The 22,982-nt window shown below is 59.5% G+C and carries 16 protein-coding genes, 2 rRNA genes and 1 pseudogene; 8 read left to right on the forward strand and 11 right to left on the reverse strand.

All coding sequences use genetic code 11. From position 1 onward, the window contains the following. Positions 1-16: 16 nt before the first annotated feature. The 6 genes from J3A98_RS18205 (at position 17) to J3A98_RS18230 (ending at position 5,694) form a co-directional block, all read left to right on the forward strand. Positions 17-898 carry an SMP-30/gluconolactonase/LRE family protein gene (locus J3A98_RS18205; RefSeq protein ID WP_209967631.1) on the forward strand — a complete coding sequence of 294 codons (882 nt, stop codon included), beginning with the start codon at positions 17-19 and terminating at the stop codon, positions 896-898. Between the two features lie 65 nt (positions 899-963). Further along, positions 964-1,935: a TRAP transporter substrate-binding protein gene (locus J3A98_RS18210; RefSeq protein WP_209967634.1), complete on the forward strand. Its 972-nt coding sequence runs from the start codon at positions 964-966 to the stop codon at positions 1,933-1,935. A 65-nt stretch (positions 1,936-2,000) separates the two neighbouring features. Next, positions 2,001-2,528, forward strand: coding sequence for a TRAP transporter small permease (locus J3A98_RS18215; RefSeq protein WP_209967636.1), 528 nt, complete (start codon positions 2,001-2,003; stop codon positions 2,526-2,528). After that, positions 2,529-3,809, forward strand: a complete 1,281-nt coding sequence (locus tag J3A98_RS18220) for a TRAP transporter large permease (protein WP_176685124.1) — start codon at positions 2,529-2,531, stop codon at positions 3,807-3,809. Positions 3,810-3,875: 66 nt separating this feature from the next. After that, positions 3,876-4,799, forward strand: coding sequence for a DMT family transporter (locus J3A98_RS18225; RefSeq protein WP_209967639.1), 924 nt, complete (start codon positions 3,876-3,878; stop codon positions 4,797-4,799). Positions 4,800-4,824: 25 nt separating this feature from the next. Next, positions 4,825-5,694, forward strand: coding sequence for an aldose 1-epimerase (locus tag J3A98_RS18230; protein WP_176685126.1), 870 nt, complete (start codon positions 4,825-4,827; stop codon positions 5,692-5,694). Positions 5,695-5,767: 73 nt separating this feature from the next. On the opposite strand, the gene J3A98_RS18235 is transcribed toward J3A98_RS18230, so the two are convergent. From J3A98_RS18235 to J3A98_RS18275, 9 genes and pseudogenes are all read right to left on the reverse strand, one after another. Next, on the reverse strand, positions 5,768-6,664 hold the full coding sequence (locus J3A98_RS18235) for a LysR family transcriptional regulator (RefSeq protein ID WP_021784473.1): 897 nt from the start codon (positions 6,662-6,664) through the stop codon (positions 5,768-5,770). Between the two features lie 108 nt (positions 6,665-6,772). Then, complete coding sequence (locus J3A98_RS18240; protein ID WP_209967642.1) at positions 6,773-8,809, reverse strand: pyridoxamine 5'-phosphate oxidase family protein; 2,037 nt, start codon at positions 8,807-8,809, stop codon at positions 6,773-6,775. Between the two features lie 27 nt (positions 8,810-8,836). Beyond that, complete coding sequence (locus J3A98_RS18245) at positions 8,837-9,466, reverse strand: glutathione S-transferase (RefSeq protein WP_103462089.1); 630 nt, start codon at positions 9,464-9,466, stop codon at positions 8,837-8,839. A 169-nt stretch (positions 9,467-9,635) separates the two neighbouring features. Next, positions 9,636-10,187, reverse strand: a complete 552-nt coding sequence (locus J3A98_RS18250; RefSeq protein WP_104960945.1) for a UPF0149 family protein — start codon at positions 10,185-10,187, stop codon at positions 9,636-9,638. 91 nt (positions 10,188-10,278) lie between these two features. Continuing rightward, the gene (locus tag J3A98_RS18255; RefSeq protein ID WP_209967645.1) at positions 10,279-11,268 is read right to left on the reverse strand and encodes an asparaginase; all 990 of its coding nucleotides are present in this window, start codon (positions 11,266-11,268) and stop codon (positions 10,279-10,281) included. Continuing rightward, positions 11,265-12,419 (reverse strand): hypothetical protein, encoded by a 1,155-nt coding sequence (locus tag J3A98_RS18260; protein ID WP_209967647.1) that lies wholly within the window; start codon positions 12,417-12,419, stop codon positions 11,265-11,267. The genes J3A98_RS18255 and J3A98_RS18260 overlap by 4 nt, the downstream gene beginning before the upstream one ends. A 10-nt stretch (positions 12,420-12,429) precedes the next feature. Next, on the reverse strand, positions 12,430-13,326 hold the full coding sequence (locus tag J3A98_RS18265) for a nitrilase family protein (protein ID WP_176685130.1): 897 nt from the start codon (positions 13,324-13,326) through the stop codon (positions 12,430-12,432). 145 nt (positions 13,327-13,471) lie between these two features. Further along, positions 13,472-15,407 (reverse strand): annotated as a pseudogene (locus tag J3A98_RS18270) (FAD-dependent oxidoreductase). A 143-nt stretch (positions 15,408-15,550) separates the two neighbouring features. Then, the gene (locus J3A98_RS18275; protein ID WP_209967650.1) at positions 15,551-17,194 is read right to left on the reverse strand and encodes an acetolactate synthase large subunit; all 1,644 of its coding nucleotides are present in this window, start codon (positions 17,192-17,194) and stop codon (positions 15,551-15,553) included. A gap of 225 nt (positions 17,195-17,419) precedes the next feature. Between J3A98_RS18275 and tnpB the strand changes: the two genes are divergently transcribed. Both tnpB and J3A98_RS18285 read left to right on the forward strand, forming a co-directional pair. Continuing rightward, positions 17,420-17,779 carry an IS66 family insertion sequence element accessory protein TnpB gene (tnpB, locus tag J3A98_RS18280; RefSeq protein WP_245354962.1) on the forward strand — a complete coding sequence of 120 codons (360 nt, stop codon included), beginning with the start codon at positions 17,420-17,422 and terminating at the stop codon, positions 17,777-17,779. Positions 17,780-17,797: 18 nt separating this feature from the next. Next, positions 17,798-19,330, forward strand: coding sequence for an IS66-like element ISPpu15 family transposase (locus J3A98_RS18285; RefSeq protein ID WP_010954877.1), 1,533 nt, complete (start codon positions 17,798-17,800; stop codon positions 19,328-19,330). A 370-nt stretch (positions 19,331-19,700) separates the two neighbouring features. Here the strand turns inward: J3A98_RS18285 and rrf are convergent. Next, positions 19,701-19,816: ribosomal RNA gene (gene rrf / locus J3A98_RS18290) — 5S ribosomal RNA — on the reverse strand. 131 nt (positions 19,817-19,947) lie between these two features. After that, positions 19,948-22,840: ribosomal RNA gene (locus J3A98_RS18295) — 23S ribosomal RNA — on the reverse strand. Positions 22,841-22,982 lie beyond the last annotated feature (142 nt).

The raw sequence follows: 22,982 nt of genomic DNA on the forward strand, positions 1-22,982 counted from the left end.
AGCCAAGAGGCATGGCATGAACTGCGAACTGATCGTCGACGCCCGCAACGGTACCGGCGAAAGCCCTGTGTGGCACCCCGGTGAACAGGCCTTGTACTGGGTAGACATTCCCGCTCGCCAGTTGCATCGCTGGCAAGCGGCCGATGGCAAACACCAGTGTTGGCAGGGCGACGAGATGCTGGCCTGCATCGCCCGCAGCGGTCAGGGTTGGGTTGCGGGCATGGAAAGCGGCATCTTCCAGCTCCAGGCCAGGGCGGACGGCAGCCTGGACAGCCGGCTGCTCAGCAACGTGCAGCACGCTCAGGCCGGCATGCGCTTCAACGATGGCCGCTGCGACCGTCAGGGCCGCTTCTGGGCCGGGACCATGCTGCTGGACATGCAGCAAGGTGCCCACGTGGGCGCGCTGTACCGGCATGACGGCGAAGGCCAGCTGCACCTGCAGCAGGACGGCATGATCGTGCCCAACGGCCTGGCGTTCAGCCCCGACGGCACGCGCATGTACCTGTCCGACTCGCACCCGAACGTGCAGAGGGTGTGGGCTTTCGACTACGACATCGACAGCGGCACACCGCACAACAAACGGCTGTTCATCGACATGCGCGACTACCCCGGCCGCCCGGATGGTGCCGCCATCGACCAGGACGGCTGCTACTGGATCTGCGGCAACGACGCCGGGCAGATCCACCGTTTCACCCCCGAAGGTCGCCTCGACCGATCACTCAGCGTGCCGGTGAAAAAGCCGGCGATGTGCGCCTTTGGCGGCGCCAGCCTGGACATTCTGTACGTCACCTCGATCCGCCCCACGGGCATCGACCTGCGCGACCAGCCCCTGGCTGGCGGGGTATTTGCCCTCGACCCTGACACCAAGGGCCTGGAGGAACCTGCCTTCCGGGGCTGACGCCCCCTAGCCATACCCACACTTGCACCCACGAAACCAGATAATAAAAACCACGGAGTTTCATCATGACGTTCAAACGCAAGCTGCTCCTTGCCGTACTCCCGTTCGCCTTCAGCGTGGCCATGCCTGCTTCGGCGCTGGACATCAAGTTCGCCGAGATTCACCCGGCCGGGTACCCGACCGTGGTCGCGGAACAGAACATGGGTAAAAAGCTGGAGGACGCCAGCAATGGCGAAATCACCTTCAAGATGTTCGCCGGCGGCGTGCTGGGATCGGAGAAGGAAGTGATCGAACAGGCTCAGATCGGCGCCGTGCAGATGACCCGCGTCAGCTTAGGGATCGTCGGCCCGGTGGTGCCGGATGTGAACGTGTTCAACATGCCGTTCGTGTTCCGCGACCATGATCACATGCGCAAGATCATCGACGGCGAGATCGGCCAGGAAATTCTCGACAAGATCACCAATTCCGATTTCAACCTGGTAGCCCTGGCCTGGATGGATGGCGGCTCGCGCAGCATCTACACGAAAAAGCCGGTGCGCAGCCTGGAAGACCTCAAGGGCATGAAGATTCGCGTACAGGGCAACCCGCTGTTCATCGACATGATGAACGCCATGGGCGGCAACGGCATCGCCATGGACACCGGGGAAATCTTCAGTGCCCTGCAGACTGGCGTGATCGATGGTGCCGAGAACAACCCGCCCACGCTGCTCGAACACAACCACTTCCAGAGCGCCAAGTACTACACCCTCACTGGCCACCTGATCCTCCCGGAGCCGGTAGTGATGTCCAAGACCACCTGGAACAAGCTCAGCCCCGAGCAGCAGGCGCTGGTGAAGAAGGTGGCGCGTGAAGCACAGATGGAAGAGCGCGCGCTGTGGGATGCCAAGACCGCCGCCAGCGAAGAGAGGCTCAAGGCCGCCGGTGTCGAGTTCATTACCGTCGACAAGAAGCCGTTCTACGACGCCACCGCTGCGGTACGCGAAAAATACGGCGCGCAGTACGCCGACCTGATGAAACGTATCGACGCTGTCCAGTAACCGCGCCCCCTCCTGAATGACCTCGGCAGCGCGGCCCCCGTCGCACTGCCGCTTTGGTGATGCCCATGAAAAACCTGTTCCTGCGTGTGAATGACACGCTGTACTGCGCCTGCACCTGGGTTGCCGGCCTGTCGATCCTGACCATGTCGCTGATCATTCCGTGGGGCATCTTCGCCCGCTACGTGCTCGGCACCGGCGCCAGTTGGCCGGAGCCGGTGGCCATCCTGCTGATGGTGGTGTTCACCTTCGTCGGCGCCGCCGCAAGCTACCGGGCCGGGGCACACATGGCGGTGACGATGATCACCGACCGCCTGCCACCGCTGCAGCGCAGCCTGGCCGCGCTACTGGTGCAAGTACTGATGATTCTGGTGTGCGTATTCATGACCTACTACGGCACCAAGTTGTGCATCACCACCTGGAACCAGTTTCTGGCGTCACTGCCGGGTGTGCGGGTGGGCATGACCTATGCGCCGATCCCGATCGGTGGCGTGCTGACCCTGGTCTTTGTGCTGGAAAGGCTCCTGCTGGGCGATCAGAGCCACCGCAAGGTAGTGCGTCTCGACCACCTGGAAGAAAACGAAGGAGCGGCATAAATGGATGCGTTCATTCTGTTGGGCAGCTTCATTGCGCTTATTCTGCTGGGCATGCCAGTGGCCTACGCCCTGGGCCTGTCGGCGTTGATTGGCGCCTGGTGGATCGACATCCCGCTGCAGGCGATGATGATCCAGGTGGCCAGTGGGGTTAACAAATTCTCGCTGCTGGCGATTCCGTTCTTCGTGCTGGCCGGCGCGATCATGGCCGAAGGCGGTATGTCACGGCGATTGGTGGCGTTTGCCGGGGTACTGGTGGGCTTCGTACGTGGCGGACTATCACTGGTCAACATCATGGCCTCGACCTTCTTCGGCGCAATCTCCGGCTCGTCGGTGGCGGACACCGCGTCGGTGGGTTCGGTGCTGATCCCGGAGATGGAGCGCAAGGGCTACCCGCGCGAGTTCTCCACCGCCGTGACCGTCAGCGGCTCGGTACAGGCGCTGCTGACCCCGCCCAGCCACAACTCGGTGCTGTACTCACTGGCGGCGGGCGGTACGGTTTCCATTGGCTCGCTGTTCGTGGCAGGTGTGATGCCCGGGTTGCTGTTGAGCGCCGTGATGATGGGCCTGTGCCTGATCTTTGCCAAGAAGCGCAACTACCCCAAGGGCGAAGTGATCCCGATGCGCCAGGCGCTGAAGATAGCCGGCGAAGCGCTGTGGGGCCTGATGGCCATGGTGATCATCCTGGGCGGCATCCTGTCGGGTATGTTCACCGCGACCGAATCGGCAGCAGTGGCGGTGGTGTGGTCGTTCTTCGTGACCATGTTCATCTACCGCGACTACAAGTGGCGCGACCTGCCCAAGCTGATGCACCGCACGGTACGGACCATCTCGATCGTGATGATCCTCATCGGCTTTGCTGCCAGTTTTGGTTATGTGATGACGCTGATGCAGATTCCGTCAAAGATCACCACAGCATTCCTGACCCTCTCGGACAACCGCTATGTGATCCTGATGTGCATCAACTTCATGCTGTTGCTGCTGGGCACGGTGATGGACATGGCGCCACTGATCCTGATCCTTACGCCGATCCTGTTGCCGGTGATCACCGGTATCGGCGTGGACCCGGTGCACTTTGGCATGATCATGCTGGTGAACCTGGGGATCGGGCTGATCACACCACCGGTGGGCGCCGTGCTGTTCGTCGGCTCAGCCATCGGCAAAGTGAGCATCGAGTCGACGATCAAGGCAATGCTGCCGTTCTACCTGGCGCTGTTCATGGTGCTGATGGCGGTGACCTACATTCCGGCCATCTCGCTGTGGCTGCCCAGTGTGGTGCTGTAAATAAGATCGGGGCTGCGATGGGCTGCAAAGCAGCCCCCTTGGCCCTACCTGCAACGGATCCTGCACATGGCTGCCCCCTCCTCGGCTGTACCTCTATTCCCACGCAAACTGGCAATCGCCTTACTGGCCCTGCTGGCCTGTTCATTCGCCGGCAACCACATTGCCGCTCGCATCGCATTCGACGACGGCACCGGCGTGCTGCTGGCCATTCTCTGCCGCTCAGGTATTACCTTGCTGGTACTTGCCTGCCTGCTGCTGTGGCAACGCCAGGCCCTGGGCCTGCCCGCCGGTACCCGGCACTGGCAACTACTGCTCGGCCTGCTGATCGCCACCCAAAGCCTGTGCCTTTATTCGGCGGTCGCACGCATTCCGGTAGCCTTGGCGCTGCTGGTGGGCAACACGTTCCCGATGCTGCTGGCGCTGCTCACCTGGGCACTGGGCGGTGCACGCCCCACCGGCCGCACGGTGTTGTTCATGGGCCTGATTCTGTGCGGCCTGGTACTGGCGCTGGATGTACCGGCACACCTGGCCGACAGCGGTGCGGCCAACCCGCACTGGGCATTAGGGGTGAGCCTGGCTTTCGGCGCGGCCTGTGCCTTTGCCTGTGCCTTGTGGGTCACCGACCACAAACTGGCTGCCGTGCGCGGCCCAGTACGCAGCCTGCTGACCTTGCTGATCGTGTTCTCCAGCATGCTGGTGGCAGGCGCAAGCGGCGTGATCCCATCCGGTTTGTCACTGCCAGGCAGCAGCAGTGGCTGGGCAGCCCTGGCCACCCTGGTAGTGCTGTATGGCCTGGCCTTCAGCTTGCTGTTCGTCTGTGTCCCTCGCCTGAACATGGCGCAGAACGCACCGGTAATGAACGTTGAACCCATCGCCACGTTGTTGCTGGGCTGGGCCTTGCTCGACCAGCACCTGAGCCCTGTGCAACTGGTCGGCGCTGCGGTGGTGGTGTGTGGCATCGTGCTGCTCACCTACCGCCGGGCCAATTGATTGATCTTCCATAAAGGAGCCTTGCATGGCTGTGACCGAACTGCACCTGCAAGACCGCCTGACACACCTGAGCCTGGCCCCGGAAATAGGCGCCAGCCTGGTCAACTGGCAGGTAAAGGCGACCGGGCAGGCACTGCTGCGCCATACCGACGCGGCCGCGCTGGCCAGTGGTACGCCGCGACGCTTGGCCTGCTACCCGCTGGCGCCGTGGTCCAACCGCATTGCCGAGGGTGGCTTTGCCCGGCCCGAGGGGTGGCAGGCACTGTTACCGAATACCGGGCATGACCCTTACCCGATTCATGGCAGCGCCTGGCAGCAGGCCTGGCAGGTAGAACACCACAGTGAACAGCAGGCTCGGTTGACGCTGGACAGTGCCGTGCCGTTTGCCTACCAGGCCACGCTGGATGTGCACCTGCATGAGGGTTGCCTGAACCTGGACCTGCAGGTGATGCACCAGGATGAGCCTGCTACCTGGTATGGCCTGGGGCTGCATCCCTACTTTCCGCGGTATCCCGATACCAAGTTGTACGCAACTGCGCGTAACGTGTGGCTGGCCGGGGATGGGCGGTTGCCCTCGTACCAGGCCGAGGTGCCCGAACAATGGCGTTTCAATGCCATGGGGCGTTTGCCCGAGACAGTGGTTGATCACGCCTTCAGTGGCTGGCCAGGGGAGTGCGTGATCGAACAGCCCAGCGCGGGTTATCGACTGGCGTGCAGTGCCAACGAGGCTGGACACTTCTTGCTGTTTTGCCCGCAAGGGCAAGGGTTTTTCTGCTTTGAGCCGGTTAGCCACCCCATCAATGCGCACCACCTGCCAGGGCGGCCAGGGTTGCGATTGTTGCACCGGGGGGAGGCAATGAACCTGGCGTTCAGGATGCAGTATCAGGCGTTGTGAGCGGGTTGCCTGAAAAACGGCCGCCACGGTATCAAACATTGTTTAGCATCATTTCTCGACACGATGCAGGTTCTCAATCCAGCTGCTGATCGCGCAATCCTTGCGCCAGCATGTCGATAAAGGCCCTGACCTTGGCCGAGCCGTACTTGCTTTCGCGGTGCAGCACATGAATGGGCCAGGGCGCCTCTTCGTACTCGGCCAGCAGCACCTGCAGCTGCCCGCTGGCCAGTTCGTCTACGACCTGATACGACAGCAGCCGGGCAATCCCCAGCCCGCCGCTGGCAGCGGCGATTGCCCCGTCATTGCTGGTTACCGTCAGCCGTGGCTTCATGCGCACCAAGGTCGGCTCGTCGGTCACGCCGAAGCGCCAACCGGCCCGCGGCGACAGGTTGGTGGTGCCGATTACCGCATGCCCGGCCAGGTCCGACGGGTGCTTCGGCACACCATGGCGCGCCAGGTAGTCGGGTGAGGCACACAACATGCGCCGCACCCTGCCCACCCGCAGCGCCTTCAACCCGGAGTCGGGCAACGGCCCGATGCGCACGGCCACGTCCATGCCCTCCTCGACCATATTCACCACGCGGTCGAGGAAGTACGCGGAAACATCGACTTCCGGGTACTGCTGCAGATAACGGACGATGCACGGCATGACGAACTTCCTGCCGAACAGGATCGGCGCGGTCACCGCCAGGTCGCCCCTGGGGGTCGCGTTGATGCCGGCTGCGGCTTCATTGGCCTCGTGGATGCTGGCGAGGATGTGCCGGGTGTCTTCCAGATAACGGCCGCCGGCCTCGGTCAGGCGCACGCTGCGAGTTGTGCGCAGCAACAGCTTGACCCCGAGCTGCTCTTCCAAGGCGCTGACGGCGCGAGTGACAGCAGCCGGGGAAATGTCCAGACGGCGGGCAGCCGCGGCGAAGCTTTCCAGCTCGCCGACGGCGACGAACACCTTCATCAGGTGGATCTGGTCCATGCGGGCTCCTGAAGGTTAAGAGGCGTGGGGATTATCTTTCATCTGGATGCCTGGTGTTAGCTGTGCCGGCCTCTTCGCGGGCAAGCCCGCACCTGCGACTGGCTTGAATCAGACATCCAGCACCAACGCCTGCATCCCCTCCTCCACCTTCGCCGGCACAGCACAACAGATCAGCACCGAACCCGCCTCCGGCAACTCTGCCGGCGGATTCGGATAATGCACCTGGCCGCTCACCAGCCGGGTCTTGCAGGTAGCACACGAACCACCCCGGCAACTGAACTCCGGGGCCAGCCCACGCGCCTCGGCCAGTTCCAGCAAGGTGCCGCTACCGGGAACCCAGCGTGCCTCCTTGGCCGACGCGGCAAAATACACCGGCACCGGTTCGTCAGCGGCAGGTGGCTGTTGCAAGGTTGGCTGGTCTGCGTCGGTGTACCGCCGCAGCGTCGACGGGCCAAACGCTTCGGCGTGGATCCGCGCATCCGGCACATGCACCCCACGCAGCCCTTCGTAAAGCTGCTGGGTGAAGCTGCCCGGCCCGCACAGGTAGAAATCGTAGTCGTCCAGCGCCAGCGTTGCCTTGACCTGATCGATACCCAACCGACCAGCGAACTCATAATCACGGCCGACCTGCGCGTGCCCTTCAGGCTGGCTCAGAGCGCGGTGTACATGCAGTAGATCGCCAGCCTGTTGCCGCAAGGTCGCCAGTTCCTGCTGGAACGGCAAGTCAGCCAGGCTGCGTGCGCCATGGAACAGATGAATGCGCCGAGTCTGCCCCGTGCTCAACTGTTGGCGCAGCATGGCCAGCAACGGTGTGATGCCCACGCCCGCGCCGATCAGCACCAGCGGCCGCGTGCTTTGCTGGTCAAGCGTGAAGCTGCCCATCGGCGGCCGTACATTCAACACATCGCCGGCCACAACGTGCTCATGCAGATACCGCGAAGCCGGGCCCTGGGCTTTGACGCTGATGCGCAAGAACCCATCGGCCGGGGCACTTGAAAGGCTGTAGGTACGAATCAGCGCCGCTTCGCCATCACGCGGCACTTGCACAGGCAGATGCTGGCCAGGGGCAAAGGCCACACGGCAGCCTGCCGGTGATTCGAGATAGAACGAGCGGATGTCGCGGCTTTCCTGCTCCACCCGCAGCACCCGCCAGGCCAGCCATTGGCGCTGTTGTTGCCGCTGCTCCAGGCGCGCATCGGCCTCGGCCCAGGTACCGGTCACCAGACTGGTCGGCGCGTATTCCTTGAAAGCCCAGCGCAGGGCAACGGCAGCCGGACGCCACACCACCTGCTCGACCTGCAGTGTCCATAACCGCTCCGCGCCTTCAAAGGCCTGGATGGCCGGGCTGTCCAGCAGCACCTCGGCACGCCCGTACAGTTGCAACACATTGCCATTTTTAAAGTCGATGAACAGCAAGCCGGCCCGCGGGTTGACCACCAGGTTACCCAAGGTGTTGAAATGCAGATTGCCAGCATAATCGGGAATGGTAAGCCGATCGCCTTCGACCTTGATGAACCCTGGCCGGCCACCACGGTGGGAGACATCCACCGAGCGCCGGCCGTCAGCATGCTCGACATAGCTGGCGACGAAGAAGGTATCGGCGGCCTGGATCATGCTGACGGTGGAGGTATCCAGTGTTGTCGCATCGATGCGCCCGAGGGCGGGTTCGGTGACGCGGGTGTAGTCACGCAACTGGATGTACTGCGGGCAGTTGCCAAACGCCTGCTCTACGGCCACTTGCAGTTGCCCTTGGGCAGCGTGGCGGATCTGCCCGTTGATGCGATTGCGCCGACGGGTGTGCAGTTCGATCCCCAGCAAGCCCACCGCCTGCCCGGCAGCCAACCCGGGGGTGGCGGGGTCATCTACTGGCAACGTGGTGTGGATCGTGAGCATACAAGGGTCGGGCGAGCTTACGAACCCTTCTGGCCCTTCCAGCAGCGTGGCCCATGGCCGACCCTGGGCATCCACACTGGCGGCGACCATGAACGGTAACTGGTGATAGAACGTCCGGTGCTGGTCGGGCATGTGGTCACGAATGACCTTTTGCCCGAACGCCTCCATGCGTTCTGCTACACCGACCTTTTCCTGCAGGGTCTTTTCACCCGCATGCCAGGGTGAGGGGCGGTGATCAGGAGACTGTTGCATGGCGGCGTTCCTCGCGATGGCGGGGTTTCAGGCGTGGGTTTGCAGCCCGATCACGGTGCGCGGCATGGGGACGAAACGCGGCAGCGCCTCGATCCGCGCCAGCCAGTTGCGCACATTGGCATACGGCTCCAGCGACACATTGCCTTCGGGGGCGTGAGCGATGTACGAGTAGTTGGCAATGTCCGCGATGGTAGGTGTGCTACCCGCCAGGAATGGCGTGTTGGCCAACTCGGCATCGATCACCTTGAGCAAGGTGTGGGCACGGGAAATCACCTCGTCGGTATTGAACGAAGCCCCGAACACCGTGACCAGGCGGGCGGCTGCCGGGCCAAATGCCAGCGGGCCCGCGGCGACCGATAGCCAGCGTTGCACACGGGCAGCGGCGGCAGGTTCTTCGGGCAGCCAGGCACCGTTGTCATACTTTTTGGCCAAGTAGACGAGGATGGCGTTGGAGTCGGCAATCACCGTGCCGTTGTCATCGATGACCGGAACCTGGCCGAACGGGTTGAGTGCGAGGAAGTCCGGCTGCTTGTGCGCGCCTTTGGCCAGGTCGACGAACACCAGCTCGGTGGGCAGGTTCAGTAGCGAGAGCATCAACTCGATGCGATGGGCATGGCCAGACTTGGGGAAGTTGTAGAGCTTGATCGGGTTCGACATGGGCTTGGCTCCTGGTCAGCGCCGGGATGGGGCTGATGGAGCACATGCTGCACTGGATCGGCTGGCAGCAGAATCAGTGCGCAGGGGAAACCATAATTTCGCGGGGCGGAACAATGGTTTCCAAACACTTGCGCTGGCGCCTACAGGTGAGCGCTAGCCAACGATCCGATCAGTGCAGCTTTTTGAAATGTCGGTACAGCCCACGCGCAGCCTCGACTACCTGCGGCACACAGGCCTGGATATCCTCATCGCTCATCTGGTCCAGCAGCTCGAAGTTATCTTCCAGCCCATGTAGCGAAATGGCCTTGAGCAGCGGGGCCTGCTCCGGTGGCAACTCGCCCCAACCGGCCACCTGGGTACCGCGCATGTAGCCGAAACACCACTCCTCCATCACGATCACAGTGCCCTGCTCGCCTTCGCGTTCCTCGAACAGCGGTTCGAACTGGTCGACCTCATTGCTCAGTTCTTCTGCCACCTGGCTGGCATAACGCAGCATCAATGCCGTGTAGGCCTCCTCATGCGCGGGCTTCTTGAACTTCGGTACCTTGCCACCCGCTACCGCCGGCAGCCATTGTTCCGGCAGGACAGTGATCGGCGAACTGGCGAGTGCGACGAAAAAGCCATTGAGCTCGGCCAGGTCCAGCACCGAGTAGTCATTGCCATAGGTGATCAGCAGGTCTTCGAGGCGGTCGAGTTCTTTTTCGCTGAGTACGGGGAGCATGGGTAAAAATCCTGGGAAGCAAAAGTGTGTGCACCCTAGCACAGCAACGCCGGAAGGGCTGCCCGCGCGAACGACCGCGCGGGCAGATCGTTCAGGAGTGCAACCAGTCCTGCAGCTCATGTTGCCGGCCGGTGCCAATCAGCAGCCACAGCAAGATACGGCACTTGCGCGGGCAGAGTTGCCCAGCCATGTACACGCCTTTTTTCAGCAGGTCGATCTCTGCACCAACAAACCCGTAGGTTGCCCGGGCTGTAGGCCCTCTACCTGTGCGCGTAGCAACCATGACCGGCAAGCTGGTCGCCAGGTGTTCCAACACTTCGGACCAACTGGCGGAAACATGGCCAGCACCGAAACCGGCGATGACCATCCCCTCATAACCCAATGTGGCCACAGCCTGCAGCAGCGCCGTGTCTGCGTCCAGGCAGGCTTCCAGCAGGGCAACGCGCTGGTCGGTGCGATAGGGTAACGGCAACACTTTCCGTCGCCCGGGCCGATGGCGATACAACACAACACCCTCCACAACGTCGCCCAACGGGCCACATCCGGGCGACTCGAATGCCGCCATCGCCAGGCTGGCCGTCTTGCGAACCCTTGCCGCGCAGTGGACCTGATCATTCATGACCACAAGCACACCTCGCCCACGGCTGTCTTGTGCCAATGCAACCTGAGCCGCAGCCAACAAGTTGGCCGGCCCATCATTGCCCGGCTGACTCGCCGAGCGCATGGCACCGGTCATCACCAATGGCACATCGAATGGCCAGAGCAGATCCAGGAAATAGGCCGTTTCCTCAAGGCTGTCGGTCCCTTGGCTCAATACCAAGGCCTGAGCTCCGCGCTCCACCTCGCCACGGGCCCATGCCAGCACCTCCAGCAACGTCGCGAAACCCAGCGATGCACTGGGGAGCAGGCACAATGAAGCAACGTTCAACTGCGCCATCTCGCGCAACTGTGGAACCTGAAGCAATTGCCGCTCACAATCCAGGCTTGGCGTTACACCATCCCCGACAGCACAGGCCTGCATACTGACCGTGCCGCCCAGAGTAGCGATCGACAGCCTGGGCAGGCTCGAATGTTCACTCATGCTTCTCCCCCCACAAGTAATCCGACTACAGGCACGATTCCCAGCGTGCAGACGGCCATCGACACCACATTGCCGATGTAGCCATGCACATAGGCCGGCAACCGCCGAGTGATCGCCACTGCCAGCGGCGGAGCCACCAGTGCCCCCAACACTGCACTGGCCACCACCACTTGCCAGCTGCCGCCATGTGTCAACACCGCGGCTGGGACGATCGACACAATCGGAATGTAGGTAGGGTACCACCCACGGGCTTTCCACTGTCCACGCCAGAATACGACCCCGACCAGGGATGCCAGGGCCTGGCCGGCCACCATCTGCATCACCAGCATCGAACCGTATGACACGGCAGCCGGGCTCAACAGGTAAGCCAGCAACACACCCAGCAATAGCCCTAGGCTGGCCAATTCATTACCAAAGAATGGGGCTTCGCTGAAGTCGGCCAGAACCCGCCGTAAAGTCCAGACCACACCGTAATCAGGCTGTTTGACTACCGGCTCCACGACGGTGGGTTCACAACATTGGCGTACCCATGAAGGAAAGCGCTTGCACAGGATGAAGGCCACCACGCTTGCCACTGCCATGCCACTCACATTGCCCACTACCACTGGCAACTGCAGGGGATAACACAGGTAATTGACCATCAGCAGGCTGGCCGGTGTTACCAGTAGCGCCCCCAGTAGTGCCCCCGTGATCGTCACCCGCCAGCCCGCACCAAAAAGCAATACCATGGCTGCCGGCAATGACACGAAGGCAACGAAGGTGGGTTGCCAGGTGCCACTGGCCAATGTCCATCCCCACAACACATGACTGAGCAGCAAGCCCAAAAGCGAGCTGGTAAACACCCATGGCCATAATCCGCTGCCATAGCAGATGGCAAAGCCCTGCCACCGGTACCCTCGCAGCTGCGCCCAGTGCGCCAGGCACGCCCCCAGCAGCAAGCCCAGCGCGGGCAGTTCGTGCTTGTAGAAAGCCACTTCACTGATATCACCCACAATCCAGCGCAAACGGCTGAGCGGCTCATCGAGCGTCGCCACCCTATGCGCATAATCCAGCCATTGGCCATGGGCAAGGCTTGCAGCGAGAAACACCAGCAGGCAGCCGAAAATCAACACAAGCCAATACTGCTGTCGTGAGAAGAGGAGTGTGTTCATTCGCAACTCCTCAACGTGGCATAGGTGCATGCAAGCGATAGCCAAGGGTGGCATCGTAGAGGTCGGTGCGCCGGTCTCTTGGCAGGTCGTTGAGGCTGTTCCAGATCGGTGCCGAGCGCGCACTGCTCAAGTCGACATCGGCATAGATAATCTCCTCGGCTTCTGCACTGCCCACCTCGCCGATCGGCCAGCCATTGGTACCGGCGATCAGCGAGCAGCCCAGGAAGCGCCCGCCCCGCTCGCTGCCGACACGGTTCGCGGCGGCGATATAAACGTTGTTGACATGGGCTGCCGTCATGGTCAGGTACGAGGCCATACAACGCCCTGCATCATCGAACAACGGCGGCGGGGTCCATACCCAGTTGTTGAGGCTGCAGATGATGTCGGCGCCTTGCGCGGCCATCACCCGTGGTACTTCCGGGAACCAGATGTCCCAGCAGATCAGCAGGCCGATACGGCCGATAGGCGTCTCGAACACCGGGAACCCCAGGTCCCCAGGGGTGAACCAAAGCTTTTCCTGGTTCCACAGATGCGCCTTGCGGTAGTGCCCGAGCAGGCCTTCGGGGCCAAACAGTACAGCACTGTCGTAGAGCTTCAGCCCGTCACGTTCGGCAAACCCCGCAGCCAGGTATACCTGGTATTGCTTGGCGAAGTCTGCCCAGGTTTTCAGGCAAGGGCCGTCCCGCAGCACCTGCGCATGGGAATAGGCTTCGGCACGGGAGTTGAAGGTGTAGCCCGTGTTGGCCAGTTCAGGCAGCACGATCAGGTTGGCACCTTCGCGTGCTGCGCGCCGGGCCAATGCCAGGCCTCTGCTCACGTTGTTCTCACAGTGCTCGAGACCGACCTGAGGGTCGTACTGAATGACAGCGATACGTACGGGGCTGACGGGGGAACAGGATTCAGACATGGCGGCTTCCTTTTTATGGTTGTTTTGGAAGGACGCCAGTAAAGCGATGTTGGGTCAGGGAGCGACAGTCAGGAGAGTCCTATGGGGCCAAAGGAAAACTACATAATCGCAGTAGGACTCCCCCTACAAAATGCCCCGTACGCCGTTATTTCCCAAGCTGATAGTGTGGGTAGTACTCAAGGGTGAAGCCGCCATTGAACTGTGCTGACGTGTTGTGGCAGAGATTGATGACCGTATCGATTGCCGTGCGCAAACACGGCTCGGTCCATCCGGCGTCAACTGAAAAGGACTCGCCAGCCAGATACAGCCCTGAGCGCGCACTCAGGTCTCGGTTGTATTTCATCAGGTTTACAGCATCAAAGTAGGTACCTGCCCTATACAACTTCGCGCACCCGAGCGCATTTCGGTCTGTGATCCAACGCTGTATGCAAATATTTCGAGTATCGACGTAAGGCGAAATAGCCTCCCCCACATTGGTGCAGCGTAGAAGGATCCGATCGAGCTCCTTCAGGCATTTGCTCGCCAACTCCGCATCAGAGAAGGCTGCCAGTTTGGTCGCGTCATCCTCCCAGGTATAACTGAGGAGAATGCAGTCATCTGGATAGCTATCGTTGTACCGATAGGCATAGACATCGTGCACAAAGCTATCGGTGATCAGAATTTGCGGCATCGGCTTGTGGTCGAGGAAACTTTTCTTCAACGGTGCATAGACCTTGCAACTGGTCTCCCAATGGGCATGCTTCCAGGCGTCGATAATCGGCTGCGGCAACATCTGGCGAGTGAAGCCGTTGAGGCTGATGTTGGTTTCGATCAGCCATGACGGAGTGGTCATGATCACGCTGTCGAAGTCTTCATATTCGGTGCTCTGGTGTAACGGATCACTGCAGCGCCAACGGTATCCGACCCGAATACGGCCATCTTTCAGCTTCTGCACCGCACACACGGAGGTATCTGTCAGTAGCCCATCATTTGTTTTCAGAAGATGTTCATATAGCGAGATCCCACCCATGCCGACGTCCAGGTGCAAAAGGCTTTCGTCGAGGGCCGCAAGTCCGAGGTAGGCAGGCCCTTGAAACGGCAATCCCCTGCTATCAGGGACATTGTTTGCTTCAGGTTGCGGCGCAGTGTAAGGCACACCTCTTGAATCCACACGGCCATGCACCAACTGCAAATGACTGCTGAAGCCAAAGATTGCCGTACGTAGCGGGTACAGGCAGCAAACATCATAAAATGCTCCCCAGCTGCCATCGCCAATACCGATTGCATAGAAAATGGCTGACTCGTCACTGCTCATGCCCAAACCGCCAAAGTCACCGGGGTTTTCAGGGTCCCAGGCAGTAAGGGCGGGCAAATGCACCAGATCCCTGAACGACAGTCGATGATAGCGTTCGACGATTTCCCGCCATAGCGACTCCCAGCTTGACGTTCCATAAACCGCGGCAACATGTTCAGCAAATTGCTGAGCAAAATTGCGCCATTTCTCGTAGACCTGTTGCAAGATTGCCGAAGGAGGTGGGGTTTCGCCTGACGGATTACGCCAGATCAAAAGACCCGGGTCACCTTCCCCTTCTAATTGACCTTCGCGAAGATAAATCCCCGTGGCATTCACCCAAGGTGTACCTGGGTTAGGGAAGTCAGAAATCCGCAGCTCGAACAGTTTTGCGTAATAGGCCATAAGCGAGCGCCCCTCTTTAGGCGACTCTCCAGTCCTATTGAAGAACGGCATGCGCATCGCCCCCATTTCAAAAGGGGTTGCAGGTTGCTTGTGGCTTGCTGAGCTGTTCACGACCGTCAGGTGTCGCCCGCCTACACGCCGGGACTGCTCAATCAATGTGATACGGTTGAAACCACAGCGTAATAACTCGCGGGCAGCAGTCAACCCGGTAACTCCGGCACCGACGACGCAAATGCGGTGATCGGGTTGTGTGGCACGTGCGACGCCGCCCTCTTGTTCGAGAAGCCGGCGGTAGTCGAAGCAGAGATCCGGGGGGGTTAGGGAAACGCGCGGCCCACGGCTGCGTGGCCAGTAATGGGTCGATGGCCAGATCGGCAGGATGGTTGTGTGTTGAACCAATAGTCATGTTCTCGTGTTCTCCATGAGTAGAGAACCTGAGAATGATCAATTGCAAGAGGCGTAAAGTGGTTGCTATGCACCACCCGACGGCACCTACAGGATCGTGAAACACCTGTGGGTGCCGCCTTACAGCGATCAGGGCGCCAGGGCTTACACCGCCAGGGCGCGCTCACGCAGCTCGCTGTTGAGGATGCGGTCGTTCTCGCTGTAATCGACCGGGCAGTCGATCACGTGCACACCCGGGGTCTTGATGCAGTGCTCCAGCAGCGGCAGCAGGCCTTCGGCGCTTTCCACGCGGTGGCCGTTGGCGCCGTAGGCTTCGGCATATTTGACGAAGTCCGGGTTGCCGTAGTCCAGGCCGAAGTCGGTGAAGCCCATGTTGGCCTGCTTCCAGCGGATCATGCCGTAGCCGTCGTCACGCAGAATCACCACGGTGATGTGCATGCCCAGACGTACTGCAGTTTCCAGTTCCTGGCTGTTCATCATGAAGCCGCCGTCGCCGCACACCGAGATTACCGGGCGGTCCGGGTGCACCAGGTGCGCAGCCATTGCCGATGGCAGGCCGGCGCCCATGGTCGCCAGGGCGTTGTCCAGCAGCACGGTGTTCGGCTTGTGCGCTTTGTAGTTGCGGGCGAACCAGATCTTGTAGATACCGTTGTCCAGGGCGACGATGCCTTCGGACGGCAGTACACGACGGATGTCTGCGACCATGCGCTGTGGGTAGACCGGGAAACGGTCGTCGTCGGCGCCTTCGGCGATCTGTGCTTCGTTGGCTTCACGGATGGCCATCAGGCGGGTGAAGTCCCAGTGCGAAGTCTCGGTCAAGGCTTCGCCGATTTGCCACACGGCGTTGGCGATGTCACCGATCACTTCCACCTGAGGGAAGTACACGGCATCGACTTCAGCAGAGCGGAAGTTGATGTGGATGACTTCAGTGCCGCCACGGACCATGAAGAACGGTGGCTTCTCGATCACGTCGTGACCGATGTTGACGATCAGGTCGGCAGCTTCGACGGCGCGGTGAACGAAGTCGCCCGACGACAGTGCAGCGTTGCCGAGGAAGCGCGGGTGACGCTCGTCGACCACACCTTTACCCATCTGGGTGGTGATGAACGGGATGCCGGTCTTGTCGATCAGTTGCTTGAGGACCTTGGCGGTCATCTTGCGGTTGGCACCGGCACCGATCACCAGGATCGGGTTACGCGCGTTCTGCAGTTTCTCGACGGCTGCTTCGATGGCCACGTGCTCGGCCAGCGGGCGGCGGTGCAGGCTGCGCGGGATCGGCAGCGCGTCGGTCTGCTCGGCGGCGATGTCTTCCGGCAGCTCCAGGTGTACCGCGCCCGGCTTTTCTTCTTCGGCCAGGCGGAAGGCTTCACGCATACGGGCCGGGATGTTGTCGGCCGAGGCGAACTGGTGGGTGTACTTGGTGATGGGGTCCATCATGCCGCACACGTCAATGATCTGGAAGCGACCCTGCTTGGACTTCTTGATCGGCTTCTGCCCGGTGATCATCATCATCGGCATGCCGCCCAGGTAGGCGTAGGCGCTGGCGGTCACCAGGTTGGTGGCACCAGGGCCGAGGGTCGACAGGCTGACGCCGGTCTTGCCGGTCAAGCGACCGTAGGTGGCAGCCATGAAACCTGCAGACTGCTCGTGACGGGTCAGTACCAGCTTGATCTTCGACTTGCGCAGGGATTCGAGCAGGTCGAGGTTTTCCTCACCGGGAATGCCGAATACATACTCGACACCTTCATTTTCCAGGCATTGCACAACGACATCGGCGGCCTTGGCCATCTTGCTTGCTACCTCAAGTGATGGGACGGGGAAGTCCAGAAATGCGCAGCACGGTACGCTGGCATCGCCAGGTCCAGGAGCAAAAGTGCCCCGAACCAGAGTCTTGACGTAGGGGGCGTGCGGGAAAGTCACGTTAATGCGTAAGGGATCCATCATCCCCACATTCCAACCGTCCACCTGATTCCCGATGCTGTGCTCCCGATTTCTTTCTGGAGCCAGCCCGCCATGATGCGCCCCGACAGCAAAGTCGATAAAGTCTACCTCTACCCCAAGCCCGTGGACTTTCGAAAGTCCATCGACGGCCTCACAGCCTTGGTCGAACTGGACATCAAGGTCGCCGTGTTCGACCCGGTACTTTTCGTCTTCCTCAATAAAGCCCGTAACCGCATCAAGGTGTTGTATTGGGAGCGCAACGGCTTCTGCCTTTGGCTCAAGCGCCTCGAAGCCGAGCGTTTCAAAACTTCACCCAACGCGACCGACGAAGCTATCGTACTGACCGTCCAGGAACTGAATTGGCTACTCGACGGTTTCGATCTCTGGCGCAACCGTCCGCATCAGGTTTTGACTCCTCGTTTCGTCGCCTGACCGGGTATAATCCGGGCCATGATTTCAGTGCCCGATAACCTTCCTGACGACCCTGCCGCGCTCAAACTACTGCTTGCGCAGTTGTTGGCCGAGCGCACGGTCGACAAAGGTCAGATCGTCGATCTTAAAGAACAGGTCAAGCTGCTGCGTGACCGATTATTCAATCGCAAGTCCGAGCAAACCGTCGAGTCCAACACGCCCCAACTGGCGTTGTTCAATGAACCCGAAAGTCAGTGGGTTCCTACCGCTGATGATGCCGACGAAGAAGTTGTTGCGCCAAGCAAGCAGCGCGGCAAACGCAAGCCACTGTCGGCTGACCTGCCACGCATTGAAGTCATTCATGACTTGCCCGAGCACGAACTGACTTGCGCCTGTGGTTGCCGCAAACACGTGGTTGGCGAGCAAACCAGCGAACAACTCGACATCGTGCCGATGCAGATCCGTGTGCTTAAACACGTACGCAAAATCTATGGCTGCCGTGGCTGCGAATCCGCGCCGGTCACCGCTGACAAGCCGGCCCAATTGATTGAAAAGAGCATGGCCAGTCCCAGCGTGCTGGCGATGTTGCTAACCACCAAGTACGTCGATGGCCTGCCGCTGCACCGCTTCGAGACGGTGCTGAACCGACATGGTATCGAGATCCCCCGGCAAACCCTGGCCCGCTGGGTCATCCAGTGCAGCGAACACTTTCAGCCACTGCTGAACCTGATGCGTGACCGCCTGCTGGAAAGCCCGGTGATCCATTGCGATGAAACTCGCGTGCAGGTGCTCAAAGAGCCGGATCGTGATCCGACCAGTCAATCCTGGATGTGGGTGCAGGCCAGTGGCCCGCCTGATCGACAAGTCGTGCTGTTCGATTACACCACCAGCCGCGCGCAGGAGGTGCCGCTGCGCCTGCTGGAGGGCTATCGCGGTTACGTGATGACCGATGATTACGCCGGTTACAACGCGTTGGCGCTACAGCCGGGCGTTGAACGACTGGCGTGCATGGCGCATGTTCGGCGTAAATTCGTCGAAGCGCAGAAGGTGCAGCCTAAGGGCAAGACCGGTCGCGCCGATGTTGCGCTGACGATGATCAACAAACTGTATGGCATCGAACGCGACCTCAAGGATGCCAGCGATGAACAGCGATTCATCGGTCGTCAGGAACGAAGCCTGCCGATCCTTGAGCAGTTGAAAAGTTGGCTCGACAAGACGCACTCACAGGTGACACCGCAAAGCGTACTGGGCAAGGCGGTGCTTTACCTGGCAAACAACTGGAACCGCTTGGAGCGGTATGTCGAGGCGGGCCACCTGCCGATCGACAACAACCTGGCAGAGCGGGCCATAAAGCCGTTTGTGATCGGGCGCAAAGCTTGGCTGTTCAGTGACACGCCCAAGGGAGCCACGGCTAGCGCGCAGATCTACAGCTTGGTCGAAACCGCCAAGGTCAACGGCCAAGAGCCCTATACGTGGCTGCGCCACGTCCTGGAGCGACTGCCGCACGCCTCATCGGTAGCAGACTACGAAGCGCTGCTGCCATGGAACTGTTCGCCAGAGATGCCACGGTAACCTTGGCTTCCACCTTGTGGTAGGTGGGGTTCATGGATCGGTTACGTTAATGCCGCGTTGAGGCCATTCTAACCTGGCTTCGCACCATCCTCTGTAGGAGCGGGTTTACCCGCGAAGGGGCCGGACCTGCTGGCCAATTTCCACCTGCCGTTCACCGTTGCCGCCGCCACCGTATTCGCGGGTAAACCCGCTCCTACACAGATCGGTGGTAAACACACATCGGGGGGTGGACACAGGCCGCTGTAGGAGCGGGTTTACCCGCGAACACCGGCGAAGCCGGTGCCATCTCCGCTCTCGAGCAGGTCCAGTTTTTTGCCCATAAAGACAAAACCCCTACCTGCATGTGCAGATAGGGGTTTTGCGAAATGAATCTTGACGATGACCTACTCTCACATGGGGAAACCCCACACTACCATCGGCGATGCATCGTTTCACTACTGAGTTCGGGATGGGATCAGGTGGTTCCAATGCTCTATGGTCGTCAAGAAATTCTGTAGCCAGAATGTCCAGATGGACAGCCCAGCGAATCCGGATATGCGATATTTGTGGTCTTACGAATTTTCGGGTCTTTCGTCTTCACCACCGCAATCTGCGTCAGCAAATTGCTTGGGTGTTATATGGTCAAGCCTCACGGGCAATTAGTATTGGTTAGCTCAACGCCTCACAGCGCTTACACACCCAACCTATCAACGTCGTAGTCTTCGACGGCCCTTTAGGGGATTCAAGATCCCAGTGAGATCTCATCTTGAGGCAAGTTTCCCGCTTAGATGCTTTCAGCGGTTATCTCTTCCGAACATAGCTACCCGGCAATGCCACTGGCGTGACAACCGGAACACCAGAGGTTCGTCCACTCCGGTCCTCTCGTACTAGGAGCAGCCCCTCTCAAATCTCAAACGTCCACGGCAGATAGGGACCGAACTGTCTCACGACGTTCTAAACCCAGCTCGCGTACCACTTTAAATGGCGAACAGCCATACCCTTGGGACCGGCTTCAGCCCCAGGATGTGATGAGCCGACATCGAGGTGCCAAACACCGCCGTCGATATGAACTCTTGGGCGGTATCAGCCTGTTATCCCCGGAGTACCTTTTATCCGTTGAGCGATGGCCCTTCCATACAGAACCACCGGATCACTAAGACCTACTTTCGTACCTGCTCGACGTGTTTGTCTCGCAGTCAAGCGCGCTTTTGCCTTTATACTCTACGACCGATTTCCGACCGGTCTGAGCGCACCTTCGTACTCCTCCGTTACTCTTTGGGAGGAGACCGCCCCAGTCAAACTACCCACCATACACTGTCCTCGATCCGGATAACGGACCTGAGTTAGAACCTCAAAGTTGCCAGGGTGGTATTTCAAGGATGGCTCCATGAGAACTGGCGTCCCCACTTCAAAGCCTCCCACCTATCCTACACAAGCAAATTCAAAGTCCAGTGCAAAGCTATAGTAAAGGTTCACGGGGTCTTTCCGTCTAGCCGCGGATACACTGCATCTTCACAGCGATTTCAATTTCACTGAGTCTCGGGTGGAGACAGCGCCGCCATCGTTACGCCATTCGTGCAGGTCGGAACTTACCCGACAAGGAATTTCGCTACCTTAGGACCGTTATAGTTACGGCCGCCGTTTACCGGGGCTTCGATCAAGAGCTTCGCTTGCGCTAACCCCATCAATTAACCTTCCGGCACCGGGCAGGCGTCACACCCTATACGTCCACTTTCGTGTTTGCAGAGTGCTGTGTTTTTAATAAACAGTCGCAGCGGCCTGGTATCTTCGACCGGCATGAGCTTACGGAGCAAGTCCTTCACCCTCGCCGGCGCACCTTCTCCCGAAGTTACGGTGCCATTTTGCCTAGTTCCTTCACCCGAGTTCTCTCAAGCGCCTTGGTATTCTCTACCTAACCACCTGTGTCGGTTTGGGGTACGGTTCCCAGTTATCTGAAGCTTAGGAGCTTTTCTTGGAAGCATGGTATCAACCACTTCGTCGCCTAAAGGCAACTCGTCATCAGCTCTCGGCCTTGAAATCCCGGATTTGCCTAAGATTTCAGCCTACCACCTTAAACCTGGACAACCAACGCCAGGCTGGCCTAACCTTCTCCGTCCCTCCATCGCAATAACTGGAAGTACAGGAATATTAACCTGTTTTCCATCGACTACGCTTTTCAGCCTCGCCTTAGGGACCGACTAACCCTGCGTCGATTAACGTTGCGCAGGAAACCTTGGTCTTTCGGCGTGCGAGTTTTTCACTCGCATTGTCGTTACTCATGTCAGCATTCGCACTTCTGATACCTCCAGCAAGCTTCTCAACTCACCTTCACAGGCTTACAGAACGCTCCTCTACCGCATCATCATAAGATGATACCCGTAGCTTCGGTGCATGGTTTGAGCCCCGTTACATCTTCCGCGCAGGCCGACTCGACTAGTGAGCTATTACGCTTTCTTTAAAGGGTGGCTGCTTCTAAGCCAACCTCCTAGCTGTCTAAGCCTTCCCACATCGTTTCCCACTTAACCATGACTTTGGGACCTTAGCTGACGGTCTGGGTTGTTTCCCTTTTCACGACGGACGTTAGCACCCGCCGTGTGTCTCCCATGCTCGGCACTTGTAGGTATTCGGAGTTTGCATCGGTTTGGTAAGTCGGGATGACCCCCTAGCCGAAACAGTGCTCTACCCCCTACAGTGATACATGAGGCGCTACCTAAATAGCTTTCGAGGAGAACCAGCTATCTCCGAGCTTGATTAGCCTTTCACTCCGATCCACAGGTCATCCGCTAACTTTTCAACGGTAGTCGGTTCGGTCCTCCAGTCAGTGTTACCTAACCTTCAACCTGCCCATGGATAGATCGCCCGGTTTCGGGTCTATACCCAGCGACTAAACGCCCTATTAAGACTCGCTTTCGCTACGCCTCCCCTATTCGGTTAAGCTCGCCACTGAATATAAGTCGCTGACCCATTATACAAAAGGTACGCAGTCACCTAACAAAGTAGGCTCCCACTGCTTGTACGCATACGGTTTCAGGTTCTATTTCACTCCCCTCTCCGGGGTTCTTTTCGCCTTTCCCTCACGGTACTGGTTCACTATCGGTCAGTCAGTAGTATTTAGCCTTGGAGGATGGTCCCCCCATATTCAGACAAAGTTTCTCGTGCTCCGTCCTACTCGATTTCATTGATAAGAGATTTTCGTGTACGGGGCTATCACCCACTATGGCCGCACTTTCCAGAGCGTTCCACTAATCTCAAATCAACTTAAGGGCTGGTCCCCGTTCGCTCGCCACTACTAAGGGAATCTCGGTTGATTTCTTTTCCTCAGGGTACTTAGATGTTTCAGTTCCCCTGGTTCGCCTCTTGCACCTATGTATTCAGTACAAGATACTCAGCTTATGCTGAGTGGGTTCCCCCATTCAGAGATCTCTGGATCACAGTCTGTTTGCCGACTCCCCAAAGCTTATCGCAGGCTACCACGTCTTTCATCGCCTCTGACTGCCAAGGCATCCACCGTATGCGCTTCTTCACTTGACCATATAACCCCAAGCAATCTGGTTATACTGTGAAGACGACATTCGCCGAAAATTCGTACGTTGCTCTTTCGAGCAGAACTCACAAATTTTACCTTAGCCTGATCCACCAGCAGTGAAACTGGTGTTCAGTCTATATCTATCAC

The organism is Pseudomonas sp. BP6 (assembly GCF_017875935.1).
Classification (GTDB): Bacteria; Pseudomonadota; Gammaproteobacteria; order Pseudomonadales; family Pseudomonadaceae; genus Aquipseudomonas; species Aquipseudomonas putida_Y.